Origin of the sequence: Psychrobacter sp. BF1, from assembly GCF_019279065.1 — a bacterium.
Classification (GTDB): Bacteria; Pseudomonadota; Gammaproteobacteria; order Pseudomonadales; family Moraxellaceae; genus Psychrobacter; species Psychrobacter urativorans.
On record NZ_JAGYWV010000005.1, the window covers coordinates 199,290 to 212,809 of the forward strand.

At 36.4% G+C, this 13,520-nt stretch carries 8 protein-coding genes and 1 pseudogene; 5 read left to right on the plus strand and 4 right to left on the minus strand.

All coding sequences use genetic code 11. The features are described from left to right. The first annotated feature begins 18 nt into the window (after nt 1–18). Nucleotides 19–1,161, plus strand: a complete 1,143-nt coding sequence (locus tag KZA12_RS08065; protein WP_218689873.1) for a hypothetical protein — start codon at nt 19–21, stop codon at nt 1,159–1,161. Between the two features lie 33 nt (nt 1,162–1,194). Here the strand turns inward: KZA12_RS08065 and KZA12_RS08070 are convergent. Next, nucleotides 1,195–1,849 (minus strand): annotated as a pseudogene (locus KZA12_RS08070) (IS1 family transposase). Nucleotides 1,850–2,098: 249 nt separating this feature from the next. On the opposite strand from KZA12_RS08070, the gene KZA12_RS08075 reads away from it, so the two are divergent. Further along, entirely contained in the window at nt 2,099–5,242 is a 3,144-nt protein-coding gene (locus KZA12_RS08075) for a class I SAM-dependent DNA methyltransferase (protein WP_218689874.1), read from the plus strand. Continuing rightward, entirely contained in the window at nt 5,243–5,851 is a 609-nt protein-coding gene (locus tag KZA12_RS08080; RefSeq protein WP_218689875.1) for a hypothetical protein, read from the plus strand. 206 nt (nt 5,852–6,057) lie between these two features. Here KZA12_RS08080 and KZA12_RS08085 read toward each other — a convergent pair whose 3' ends face one another. Next, the gene (locus tag KZA12_RS08085) at nt 6,058–6,267 is read right to left on the minus strand and encodes a helix-turn-helix domain-containing protein (protein ID WP_218689876.1); all 210 of its coding nucleotides are present in this window, start codon (nt 6,265–6,267) and stop codon (nt 6,058–6,060) included. An 83-nt stretch (nt 6,268–6,350) separates the two neighbouring features. Here KZA12_RS08085 and KZA12_RS08090 point away from each other — a divergent pair, with 83 nt between their 5' ends. Continuing rightward, nucleotides 6,351–7,646, plus strand: coding sequence for a hypothetical protein (locus KZA12_RS08090; RefSeq protein WP_218689877.1), 1,296 nt, complete (start codon nt 6,351–6,353; stop codon nt 7,644–7,646). Nucleotides 7,647–8,159: 513 nt separating this feature from the next. On the opposite strand, the gene KZA12_RS08095 is transcribed toward KZA12_RS08090, so the two are convergent. Then, complete coding sequence (locus KZA12_RS08095) at nt 8,160–9,566, minus strand: NCS1 family transporter (protein ID WP_201623379.1); 1,407 nt, start codon at nt 9,564–9,566, stop codon at nt 8,160–8,162. 1,043 nt (nt 9,567–10,609) lie between these two features. Here KZA12_RS08095 and KZA12_RS08100 point away from each other — a divergent pair. Then, nucleotides 10,610–11,869, plus strand: coding sequence for an amidohydrolase family protein (locus tag KZA12_RS08100; protein ID WP_201623380.1), 1,260 nt, complete (start codon nt 10,610–10,612; stop codon nt 11,867–11,869). A gap of 425 nt (nt 11,870–12,294) precedes the next feature. On the opposite strand, the gene KZA12_RS08105 is transcribed toward KZA12_RS08100, so the two are convergent. Next, nucleotides 12,295–13,239, minus strand: coding sequence for a DMT family transporter (locus KZA12_RS08105; RefSeq protein WP_201623381.1), 945 nt, complete (start codon nt 13,237–13,239; stop codon nt 12,295–12,297). Nucleotides 13,240–13,520 lie beyond the last annotated feature (281 nt).

The following is a 13,520-nucleotide window of genomic DNA, read 5'->3' on the forward strand; positions in this document are numbered from 1 at the left end:
ATGAGTGGAGAAGTATTGATGGAAAATTTACCGAAAAGCATTCAAGTTATTTTTGAAAAAAACCCAAATCTTAGTGAGTTGATACCCAATCCTCGTTTAATCTCAAATTCACTTTTTATCTCTGCTTTTAGTCAGAAGCTAAGTTATTTAGCAAAAGGTAACGAAGATGAGTACTTTTACAGGTTGGTTTTCAAAAAAGGATCTTCTCGAGAGCTAATGACAATAAACAGCGGAGAATTAGAAGGCCTTCCTACGACAACATGTATTGAGAAAGGAAAAATCAGCGACGTTGCTGGTTTGGAAAAAGTTGAACTGGATAATCAGTTAGATTTAATGCCAGCTTTGTTAGGTATAAGTTTGTACAGCTCAATTCAGAATAGTTTGTCATATATTTCTGACCTATGTATCGATATTAGAAAGCATCAGATTATTGAGGAGCAAGCTCGATTTGAAAGAATATCAGAAACTATAGTAGACAGTTTCAGGAGCATACCTGATATATCGTTAGATAGATCGATGCGAGATATTTACTTGTCTCGAATAGTAAAAAATAATGATGATTGCTACGAACTGTATATCTCCCAAAGGCTTAGATTTAGTGACCTTTTAAACTCAAAACAAAATATCTTCTCAACAGGATGTAATTTTTATTATACCGATTCAAACACAAATCAAAAATTTCATCCAGGTCAGTTCTTTGAAAGAGAAGTGTTAACTCATCCTGTATTTGCAGTTTTTGAACGTTTGGTAGCAGGTAAAATTTGCGAAATAGTTATTAGTGGAAACTACTCCGACAACAATATTCAAAGGTACAGAGATTTTGTGACTAGAATTAAAAATGAGCTTGATAAACTTATGGAGTATCGTATAGATGCTTTCGATAACTTTACAGACGAACAAAAACAGGAAATTGAGCAAAATAAAAGTCTAGACGGTTATCAACTTGATGGTTTAAGGGTTCAGCTAAAACAGCATACTGATTTTATTAATAGAATAAACGGTAAGTTGTTTGTTTTGTTGGAATCAAAGTTAGAGAGCTTTAATATTCTATCTTACCTTATGGAACAAGACGAAATAGATGTATTCCTTGTCAACGGTAAGTTGATTGTAAATGATATCCATTTAAGCTCTGACAAAGTATTGCAATATTCAAGCAATTAAATTTTGGGTGGTGTTCTAAAAAGTATGCTTTAATCAAGCATAGCTATGATTGATATAAAAAAACACTAAATCAAATACCTCAAAGTGATTATCAAGCTTTTTTGAGAAACAATAAGTCTTTCGAACGGTCCGTCTTCATCGGTGTCTCAGGCGGCAATCATTACCTTCTCTGCCCATAGTTTGCTGTTTGCCGATGCGTTTATAATCTGTTTTAAAGGCAGTTATAAAGCTATCTCAGTTATCCCATTCTAATAGAGTCATAGCTAATGTTAAGTTGCTTAGGATGGGCTCTTAGTTTCTTAACCGTTTTCAAATCGCGTTTGCTACAAACATAGGTCACAAGCTGATTAGTAGCAAGGTCATAAGCATAAATAAGCTAGACTTTACGCTTTTTTTGAAACACACAAGTCCAGAACTCATCAACTTCTGAGCATTCATAATAGCTCTTTTTAGGCGCAATCTTATAAACAGATGAACATATAATACTAAGTACTTTACCAATGCTGGTAGAGGCTGTAACAGCTATATCTTTAACACCGCAACTATAAACTGTCATTATCTATGTTTTAACTGCTATTTGAGAACGACAACCTTGGTAGATTAAAGCATGATCGCCAATGAACTGTCGTTTGCAGTCCTTACACTAGCAATTCTGCTTAACATAAATTTTGATGCCGTTTTTGTTCAGACTCTAACTGTGACAGTCGGGACAGCTGATATCTATTTGTATTTTCATGGCCTCAGATATATTATCTTGCTTCGGTTGTCACTATCCTTTTGTTCCTCAACATCCTACTTGATACACCACTGATAATATTACTATAATCTATAATGGAAGCAAACGGGCTCGGCGTGAGCTTTTAATAATAGATACTATAATGTAAAAATGCTATGATAAAGAGTTGATTTTTATCACAAAGAGCTTGCCGAAATTACTATGCTAATCGATGCTGACAAAGACTTAATAGCCACTTTAGGCTTTAATAGAGCGATTTCTGTTCATTCAAATGAATGTACGGAAAGTGAAGCTATTATTTTACAGCAGATTAAAGAATTAAATGTAGATTCAGTATATTTTAATACTGATGAAAACGGCTCTAGCTTCCCAGCTATTTTTCTAAAAAAAGTTTTAACATTTGATTCCAGAGCACTTATTGAAATTGCTGAAACACAAAAGAACATCTGGAATTATAAGAAGGTTTTATTCTTATATGTATTTTCTGATACTGAAATTCGCATTTATAACTGTGCAGGAAAGCCAATTCTAAAAACGCAACAAACAAATTATGAAAAAGAACTAGAAGGTTTGGAGATAGGAAAATATAGCTTATCTAATCAACAACACCTAGAAGAATTAGATAAAATTTTCTCTAGAGTTGCGATAGATACTGGTATTGTATGGACATTAGAAGAATCTGATAAGATTCGCACGAAAATAAACTTGAAACGTCGAGTTGATAGATACTTAGTTGACAGTTTGGTAGAAACCACCAAACAACTTGAAGCTGACGGACTATCAAAAGATTTAATTCATAAGCTTATATTATGCTCGCTTTTTTTGTTATACCTAGAAGATCGTGGTGCAACTGATGACAATCTATACCAGCAGATCAACTCCAAAGCCACATGCTATTTCGATATTCTACAAAATGTAGAAGACACTTATCATCTATACCAAAAGCTAGAAACACATTTCAATGGTAATGTATTTACTGTCAAAGCAGAAGAGATGGAGCTAGTTACTGAAGAACAGCTATCCGTTATTCGTAAGTGCTTTATTAGTGGTAATGAAGATATTACGCAAGTTGATTTATTCTCCGAATGGCGACTATTTGACTTCAGTATTATTCAAATTGAACTTTTGAGTGAAATATACGAACGTTTTTTATTAGATTCTAATCCAGAACAGAAAAAACAGTCAGGAACATTTTATACACCTCCATCATTAGTTGAATTTATTCTTAACGAAAAATTGCCAACCGCTACATCATACACTAACTATAATGTCAAAATTCTTGACCCTAGCTGTGGTTCAGGGATCTTCTTGGTTGAAAGCTTTAAACGCCTTGTCAAACGTTATGAAAACCATCATGGCGAGAAGCTCACTGATTTTAAAAAACTAAAGAAACTACTGACAGAAAACATTTTTGGGATAGAAATAGAGCCACAATCAATTAGAGTGGCAACTTTTAGTTTATACCTTGCTTTGGTCGACTTTCTAGATCCAAAGAATATTTGGCAAAAAGAAAGTCATTTATTACCTAATTTAATCAATGATCCAAATGATCACACACTAAAGGTTCAAGGTCATAATTTATTTTGTAGAGATACAATCGAAGTAAATAAAGAAGTTGAGAGTCATAATTTTGATTTAATCGTTGGCAATCCGCCTTTTGGAATTACACAGCTACTGCCATCCATTCGGCAGTATTGCGAAAAGTATAATTTTGCTAAAGAAATGGTATTACCTTTTTTACATAAAGCAATCGATCTTGCACCCCGTGGAGAAATTGCACTGATCTTCAATACCAAGATATTAACTAATACGAGCAGCACATACCAAAATTTTAGGCAATGGCTGTTTAATGAATGCTATGTTGAAAAAGTTTTCAATTTTTCCATTTTAAGGAAAGCTCCAAAGAGTTTTGGTGGTCATTTATTTGGTGATGCTGTTGGCCCAATAAGTATTGTTTACTATCAAAGTCAAACACCTGAAAATCCATCGACTCAAATTGAATATATTGTACCCAAAACTTACGTTAAGTCTAATGTGATTGATGGGTTGCAGATTGATACTACTGATGTAAAGCATTTACCTAGAGTAGAGTGTCAAAATCCAAATAGTAAGGTATGGAAAGTTGCTATGTGGGGCGGTACTGCAGATTGGAAGTTGATAAAAAAATTATCTAATTTTGACCATAATATCGAAAGCTTTACCAATGTTTCTGGGATAAAGTCAGGTGTGGGCTTTCAGTTGTTAACTCAGACTAAAGATAAGGTTATAGAAAGTAAGGAATTATCAGAGTTACAGTATTTAGATACTGTGTTTATGACCAAATACTATACGCACTCAAATCTTTTTCAGGATGTCAAAGAATCGATAAAAACACCTAAAGCAACTAAATTCTATGAAAAGTATTATAACGTTTCTAATATTAGAGATATAAAAAAAATTGAAGTGTTTAGACGGCTAGGAAACTTAGAAGCTTTCACGAACCCACATATTATCGTTAAAAAAGGATTAGAAAATAATTCTATTTGCGCATCTTATGTAGATGAAAACTGTTCTTTTAGAGATGGTGTGTATGGGTTTTTTGTAGAAGATAAATATATTGATGAATTATTTCTACTCTTGGCTTACTTTAACTCCAAATTTAGTACATATTTTTTATTCATGACAATCTCTTCATATGGTATTGAACGAGAGCAAATTATGAAGAATGAATATTTATCTATCCCTTTTGAAATGTATGAGGAACAAAAAAATCAGATTATTAAAAAAACAAAAGAAGTACTTATATCTATAAAAAACAACCCTTTACGTAATGATATGAATATTCAGGTACACCTTGAAGAAATTGATGAACTTATTTTCCAGTGCCTTAATATATCTAATGAAGAAAAAGATTTAATTAATGACTTAATATTGTTTAATTTGGATTTGTTTCATAACCAATCCAAATCTATTGCTTTGAGTTCGGTTCTGAAAGGGCAACTAACAGAATATGTAAGTGTTATCGTCAATAAGTTGAATGTCTTTATTGAAGGGCAGAACTTATATGTGAATGCGACTATTTTCAATATTAGCCATTACAGCTCGCTGATGATGGTGAAGCTATCATTTTCTGAAGAAAAAGAAACAATACATGTTTCTAATGAGAATGTATCAGCTCAATTAAAGCAACTAGATGAAAAACTTTGGGAAGAAAAGGCGAGTAATATTTATGTCAGAAAAACATTAAACTACAAAGCAGATGATGATATCTTCATTATTCGTCCAAACCAACGTCGATTTTGGTCAAAATCCATGGCGATGGAAGATGGTTCCAATTTAATCCTTGAAATACTTAGTGGGGTTTAAATGGCACTATCAATTGCAATTCAAAATGTTTTCAAAAATTCTTTCGAGAAAGACTGTATTGAATTACTGATAAATGCCTATAGTCAGGCGCTTTCTGAAAAAAAGTATCAATCAGAATGGTATGAAAACGATTTTACAGAAATGCTTTGTTGCTATATCAATAGCGATCAAGTATCTATAGATAGGGAAATAACTGCTATAACTGAGCGTAAGTTATTAGCATCTCTAAATAATCAAACCAAAGGTTATGCCGATAAACTTTCAAGATTAGATTTAGTGTTATTCAGAATATGGAGTAAAAATCGATATACATGCCAGATGGAAGCCAAACGTTTGAAAGAGAAAGACTCGACTTTAAAGCGAGCTTATATCAATGAGGGTATGGATAGGTTCATTTCTCAAAAATATCCATTAGGAAATATGGTAGGTTATCTTTTAGAAGGTAATGAGCAAAAAACAGTAGAAGGCATTAATAAGCTACTTTTATCAGATGGTAAAAGTGCTGAAAGCTTAGTGTCTAAAACATCCCCGTTACATAGCAGCTATTACGAGTCGGATAACCATGCCAATATAGGCCAATTAAAACATATCATTTTGGACTTTACTTAATTATCTGATATGTTTTTTACAACTTATAGTTAACTATTTTAGTGCAGACCTTATCAACTTTATTTTAGCCCTATGGGCAGTATGAAGGCTTTCCTCTAAGTTATCTTCAACTTCACCTCCCTTATCGTTCTCCGTTTTACATCGCTCATGGACCTTTCCAATCTCATCACGGTTTAGCGCTATTCAATTCCTATATACTAATTCTGTTAAATCAACTCCTTAATATCCACCTCTAACGCATCACATATCTCGTACGCCTTCTTCAGCGTAATATTTTTCTCGCCCCGCTCTATATTTCCCATATAACTTCGATCAATACCAGCCATCTCTGCCAGTCTCTCTTGAGATATTCCTCTGCCTTTTCGCACCTCACGAACGCGTTTTCCAAAGGCAATCATACGCTCATCTGTCGTCATCTTATTAACCACCGCTAAAAATAGCAATACTCACAGTGGTCAGCTATAATATCCACGGGATATAGTCGGTATTAAAGGTAAGTATGAAAACAAAACTAGAGTATCAGCCAGAAGCTACAGAAACTAATAAACTTATCTGTGAGAAGTACTGGCTACGTGAGAGCGATAAACGAAGTAGCTATATATATACTTGTAAAGAGATAGGTCAGGAGTTTGGCCTTAAACATCAAGACATACCCAGTATTGTTAAAGCAAATGCTCATCTTGTTGTACTAGACTGCCAATGCATAGAATGTGGTAAAACTAAGGTTTGCTATACTCGTTCACAGCTGACTCAATTAAAACCTGATAGTTGGCGTTGTGACGGTTGTTGGAAAGTGCTTCAAGAAAGAAGAGAACAAGAGTATCTAGAGTATCGGCTTGAACAAAAGCGTTTAGAAGAAGAAAGAAGACAAGCGGCTCTCCAGTATATTAATGATTACAGAGGTACTCAATTAACTGAGGTCCCGCCAATAACTGAGCTTAATGAAGTAGATAAGCTTTTACTTGCTACAACGATAGAAAGCTTAGGCGCAGAAAATCTAAAAACTACGATCTCTCTGCGCGATAATATATCACTATTTTTATCACCGTTCTTTGGATTAGATGAAAAAATACTTCACCATCTTTTCAAGCTAAATCTGCTTTTATTGGCTCCTGAAGAGAGCTATGAATATATTAGTGTTAATAAAGAGCAAGAATTAGAGATTGATTATTATCAGGCAACTTTTGATTTTGCTTATCACACTAATGACCTGACTAAGATAATGGTAGATGCTAAATCCAAAAAGAATGCTAGTGCTTTAGTCAGTAATACTCAGTTTGAAATGTGGTGTCAGCAAATACAGCTAGGAGAGTGCCTAAGCTACTTGATTACTAGGGCAAAACTAAACAACTTGGCACCGCCTATTGGTGACAAGCTCGTAAGCCTACTTAGAGCTTGTTTAGCTGAATTTTCTGTATCTGTTATGCACTATATAATCTATAAAGCGGTTGAAAGTGCTGCTGCCTTCGTGCAAAAACCGAATATTACTAGAAAGCATGCATCAAACTCTATTTCAGGTAATATCGAACGGGTTTTCAGTAAGATATCTAGTGGTAGTTGGTATCCTAACAAGTCTTATCGTGACGCTAGTCACCCCCAGTCTGCTATGGCAAAGGTATTTTTTGATTACGTGTTTGGAATAGAGGATTGTGGTTTTCATTACACTCTCGATGAGCTGTTTAACCCTTACAAACCGCAGCAGGCTATTGGACAAGTGGGTTATGCCACTCTAGGAAGCGCTCAAAGTACTAACTACTCAATCACAATCACAATCAATGATTTGAAACTAACTTAAAGTAATCTAAAGTTAATAACTCTAATTTTAAAACTTTTCTAGGATGATACTTTATTACTCCAAGAAGAAGAGTTTTTGTTAAAAGCATAGTGCTAGGATGATACTTTATTATTTTTCGTATAAAATGCCATATAATAAAATCAATAGCTTACGAGCATGTTAGGATGATACTTTATTACTCGCTGACAGATATAAAGTAGTAGTACTTATTACCAAAATCCCTAATACCGTGTTGAACAGTATTAGGGATTTTTTATTGTCACAAAATAGCTATAACGATTAGGGCCTGTTGAGTCTTCACAAGTAGCCACTGCTGGTAGCTACTGATTTATCAACGCTGTGATCGAATGTTCAATACGCCCTAATATTAGTAAGAATAAATACTCTTAGTGATAGTGCCTTACTAAATTAATAGAAACGGACTCTTTTCAGCTTGGTCATCTAACGCAACAGTTGGCTTATTTAGAATAAAAAGAGCAGAAATTTATCGATTTTACTGCTCTTGTTATAGTATTAAATTTCCTTTTCAAAAATAGTACCTTTTTTGAATGTAGAACCTTTAAACATTGTTTTGGTAATAATCGGATAAGCAATACCGGCAACGATTAGTCCGATTAACCAAGCGAGATCAACGAATATGAATGCTGCTGCTGTACCGATAGCAAGCGCTAGCAATGCAGCATAATTCACCTCTTCAAAGTCCCCATCTGTTTTGTATAGTTCTTTGATATCGATATGCTGTTTTCTCATAAAATAGAAGTCGACAAGAAGAATAGCAATCAGAGGTCCAAGAAAAGCTGAGTAGACATGAACGAAAGTATCCAATCCTTTTGCATTATCATCCTGTACTAACAGCCATGGAAATGATCCCATCGCAAGTATTCCGGTAATGGTTACTGAAGCTTTGTAGTTCAGTTTGGTAAATAGTTGAACAACATAAGCTGGCGTAACAATGTTTGCTACTAAATTGACCGCGATAGCGCCAAACACAATGAATACAGAGATGAATAATTGCATATAAACGTTGTCAAATAATGCTGGTAACCCTAGTGCTGGATTGGTATAACCTGTCGCACTGGCAAGCATAGCGCCTACAACCACTACTGAGCCATAAGCTACGATAATCGGTATAAAGTAAAGAAGTCCTCTTTTTTTGTCCGTGTAGCCTGTTTTTAGTTCGCGTGAATAGTCTGCTGCACTCAAAAATATAGCGGCGTAGTTACCAAGGAAGACCATAATATAGGCAAAGAACTCGATTCCCCATGTGCCTTTGGCATTAATCCAAGAAGTTGAAATGGCTGCGCTATGGTCTTTAACTAGTATGATAAATACCGTAATGACGATACCCATCAGCACCACAGATGCCACCGATTCAACGACTTTAATACTATGAAAGCCTTTCATTGAAAGCAATATTTGCACAATTATGAGAATAATGAATCCAACAAAGACATTATCAAAAGCGCCACTTGATAATATTTTGAACACCTCATTTAATGCGGTACCGCCGATCCAACTTTGAACCCCATACCAGATGACAGCAGGCACTGCACGGAGTAGTGAAGAGAGCAGTGTTCCTTTTTTACCAAACGATGCTTTTAAGTGAGCAACGTAAGGAATACCGTATTTATAGCCTGCTCTGTCGTTTAATGCAAAAAAGGTGGAAACAATGGCAATGGCAATTAATGCAGCTGTGATAGTCTGCCAAATATTCAATACTGCCATACCAGCAACTATAACGCTCGCACCGAGCGTCATATTACCCATGTTCACACCGTCTCCAACCCACAAAGACATGTAGCCAAGCGCCCCTAAAGTTCTATCTTCTGGGCCATTTGGCTTTAGAGTTTCGTCACCTGTAGTTTCAACAAGGGTAGTTCTTGTTTCTGCTGTCGCTACATAATCTTCTTTAGAGTTCATAACACTTCCCTTCCTTGGAACAATTTTTAGTGGGTCATACTTTGTTGATATTAAATTGCCAGCACTTATGCTCCAATTTTGCTCATTTTCATTCCACTTATTACTAAGGCCTCGACTTTGTGCATTGCTATCTTGACGCTGTCAATCAGCTAAATAACGGCTTTTTATGTTAACCATTCAGTTAAATCGGTCATAGCAGTGCAAAAATCCCAACGGCTAAGCCTGAAAATAATTCATAACAGACCCTAATAGAGGGATCATCAGAACAGGCTACTGCTACGGCATTCAGGCCTTTGTCTTTAGCTTGTCTTCATCATAATATCGTTGAATACAGGCAGGAGAATTCACTGTGAAAGCTGCAAGAATTGTAGTACCAACAAGCGCTGTTTTACGGGCGCTTACTACGATTTTATTGGTCGTAGATATTGTTGAGTTGCGGCTTATAACTAGAATCCTCACAGCGTGCTGTTATCAATTAATTAGGTTATGACAACTGCTTAGTTAGTGACGAAAGAATAATTGTTAACAAACATTGTTAACTAATTTTGTTAACAAAACAATAAATATATTAATTATTTATTGTGAAGATACGTTAGCGAACTATAGTCGGCACTATGAGGAAACTAAAAACATAGCTGCTAAAAGTGACGAAATATTAGAATAAATTCAATCACAGCTTTAGTATGAGAGCTTTAGTATCACAGCAGAGCTACACAGCCAAAACGCCATGATGGTAAAATTAAAAACACCTCGATGAAAATATAATTGTAAGCTCAAAACTTGCAGAATTTATAAGTTCCTAGCAACTATTCTGCCTCATTCACGTTAATAAGGACTTAAGGTTTATAAGCTATCATTAAATTCAGCTACGTAATAAGCATCAGATATAGATAATAATTCCTAGCGAATATCGGCAAACTCATCTATTATTTTACCCAAACCTTAGCTGATGCTAACCTCTATTGAATATCATCGTTTTACTAGTAAAACGCAGATTTTGAAACCAATTGGCCCTAACATCCTCAAAAACGGAATAAATAATAATGATAGATCTAATTATAAAAAATGCTCAATTAGCGGGCCGTAAAAACTTAGTTAATATCAGCATAGAAGGCGCTCACATCAAGCGTATTGATGATATAGAAAACGCTATTAATAGTGATGATAGCCATGATAGTGAAGCGGCAGCCAGTAGCAGAGTTTATGACGCTCAAGGCAATTTTGTCTGTGCAGGGTTTTATGAGAGTCATATTCACCTTGACAAAGCCTGTATTTTAGATCGCTGTAGTGTAGAACAAGGCACTCTAGAAGAAGCCGTTGATGAGACGGGTAAAGCCAAAGAACAGTTCACTGAAGAAGATGTATTCGAACGCGCCTCAAAGGTCATAGAGATGGCTATCAAAAAAGGTACGGTAGCCATGCGTACTTTTGTTGAAACGGATGAACAAACTGAAATGCGTAGCTTTAGAGCGCTAAAAAGAGTGCAGGATAAATACGCCTTTGCTATCGATATAGAGCTTTGTGCTTTTGCGCAGTCAGGCTTGACCACTAAACCGCTAACCCAGCAGTTATTACAGCAAGCATTAGCCCAAGGCGCGGATCTGCTAGGGGGTTGTCCCTATAAAGATGAAAATCCAGAGCAGCATATCGAAATGATATTTGATATAGCTGAAAAGTTTGACGTCGATGTCGATTTTCACTTGGATTTTGATTTAGACCCAGAAGGATCAAGTATTCCAAAGGTTTTCGAAGAAACCATTAAGCGCAACTATCAAGGCCGCGTTTCTATCGGTCACGTTACTAAGCTCTCAGCTATGGATAAGATGAAGCGTGGAGAGATGGCTGGCTTACTAAAAATGGCAGATATTACCTTGATCGTGTTACCGGCTACTGATATCTATATCAATGGCAGTGATTGTGAGTCTTTGATACCCCGAGGCACAGTCAATGCTAATCAGTTTGCAGAGTTAGGAGTTAATACCACGATTTCTACTAATAATATCCTCAATGCTTTTACCCCTTACGGCGACGCCTCATTGATTAGAATGGCCAACTTGTATGCCAATATCGCCCAGCTATCGACCGATGATGAAATAGCAATGGCATTCGATATGATTAGCAAAAATGCGGCTAAGTTATTGGCGCTCGACACTGAGATAGCAGTAGGGGCAATGGCTACTTTAGTAGTAGTAGAAGCCAAGGATTCAGTAGAAACTATTAGAACCGTAGCACAAGCCTTGGCAGGATTCAAAAATGGTAAGCAAACCTTCTGTAATCAGGCGGCGCATATTTGTTTTGAGTGATTGTCGCTAGGAGGATGAAAGTAGCAAGCTAACTAGCAATAGAAATCACTAGTTAAAAATTTACTGAAATAGTAGAAGGCAAAAAGCACTGTTTTATTATGAACTGACCCTTTAACTTGGACTATTTGACCAAGCTAAAGGGCTAGACTGTGGCAGCGATTAATGTTGTTATACCCGTTAACTGCATTTATTGCGACATTATAGTTTTCTGACTTTTTATAACTCTCTATTTATAGCCCTGTATTTATAGCCCTCTATCTTACTAGTGGACGTAGGTATTTTAATAACGCTCGAAGAACCCCCTATCTCATGATTTTGTATAGCCTAAATATTTTAGTACTAATACCTTTTTTATTAGCTAACAGCAGGGTTTACTAGTGAAGATTAAAGAGGCCTTGGTCTTTTATTAGTAATGATTTATCTCTTTAGCTATCACTCTTGATGGCTGCCGCCATTTTTACTCCACCCCAAGTGACCAAAATCACCCCAAGCCCAATCAGTGAAGCCCCTAAAATAAGCCCCTCTGGTGGCGCTTCGCCCTGCAAAAATACCGCTATAGGTACTCCAACTATTGCACCTACTGCTCCTAATAAGCTTAATAACACTGGGCCACCAGTCTTTTGTAATAAGAATAGCAGTAAAAATTGAGCAGCAAAAATACTAGCCTGCAGCAATATTAATCCGCCAGTCTTACTTTCGCCAAGCGGTAGCGCCAAGGAAAAACCTGGTAACATTCCAACGATAGCGAGGATACAGGCAGCGGCAATCAACATACCAGGAGCAAGCGCAATTGCAGAAGCTTTATCCGGCCAGCGTAAGCTCCGATAGATATTACCGATAGCTAGTAATACAGGGCCACAGAGCGCCAACAAAATCCAAAATATGCTGGCATCTGGCGCAGCAAACTTACGTGCAGCCAATACTCCTGCTCCAGCTAACGCCGCCGCCACCCCAAAGGCACGCAAGCGACTAAAGCGCTCTATGCGTAACGCTAGAGCACCCAGATAAGTAAGCAACGGTGGTAGAGCAATAATTAAAGCAACAAAACCAGCACCTACGTGCGCAATAGCAGAGAAGAAAATCAAATTAGAGCCGGCAACACTGACTAATGCGGCAATCGTATAGTACTCCAAGCTACGAGCGTTAAGAGATAAATGCTCCTTTTTTACTAAGGCTACTACTAATAGAATTAGTGCTGCTCCAGAGATTGACCAAAACAAAAATGCTAATGGGGTCAACCCTATTTCGCTAGCGTACTTGGCCAAATTGGTAGATATGCCCAATAGTAAGCCACCTACTAACAGGCATAAAAAAGGAATAAACCAAGCATTGCTATGAGCAAGCGTCCCTTGTGGCACTAATTCATTCATTGCTAGTCTCGCTCGGTATTAAGATAAGGCGGTCAGCTCAGAGTAACAGATTATCGACTTTTTTAATGGTCATCGACTTTAACAAGCCCATAAAAAAGACTAAGACTTTATCTATTTAGTCTTAGCCTACTGCTATAAAGGGCTATGGCTTGCAATAATACACAGCGACTGATGATTCCTTTGCTGGTAAGGTTGCCAAGTCGGTTAGTAATTCAAACTTATCCTGCTAGTATTTGCTCCTAAGCTGACAGCGCAACCTATTACTTTTTGATTGCCCTGTC

Excerpts from the sequence above, each read along its gene's own strand:
- KZA12_RS08090 (WP_218689877.1), top strand. The coding sequence starts at position 6,351 with ATGAAAACAAAACTAGAGTATCAGCCAGAAGCTACAGAAACTAATAAA.
- KZA12_RS08085 (WP_218689876.1), bottom strand. The coding sequence starts at position 6,267 with ATGACGACAGATGAGCGTATGATTGCCTTTGGAAAACGCGTTCGTGAG.
- KZA12_RS08095 (WP_201623379.1), bottom strand. The coding sequence starts at position 9,566 with ATGAACTCTAAAGAAGATTATGTAGCGACAGCAGAAACAAGAACTACC.
- KZA12_RS08105 (WP_201623381.1), bottom strand. The coding sequence starts at position 13,239 with ATGAATGAATTAGTGCCACAAGGGACGCTTGCTCATAGCAATGCTTGG.
- KZA12_RS08080 (WP_218689875.1), top strand. The coding sequence starts at position 5,243 with ATGGCACTATCAATTGCAATTCAAAATGTTTTCAAAAATTCTTTCGAG.
- KZA12_RS08075 (WP_218689874.1), top strand. The coding sequence starts at position 2,099 with ATGCTAATCGATGCTGACAAAGACTTAATAGCCACTTTAGGCTTTAAT.
- KZA12_RS08065 (WP_218689873.1), top strand. The coding sequence starts at position 19 with ATGGAAAATTTACCGAAAAGCATTCAAGTTATTTTTGAAAAAAACCCA.
- KZA12_RS08100 (WP_201623380.1), top strand. The coding sequence starts at position 10,610 with ATGATAGATCTAATTATAAAAAATGCTCAATTAGCGGGCCGTAAAAAC.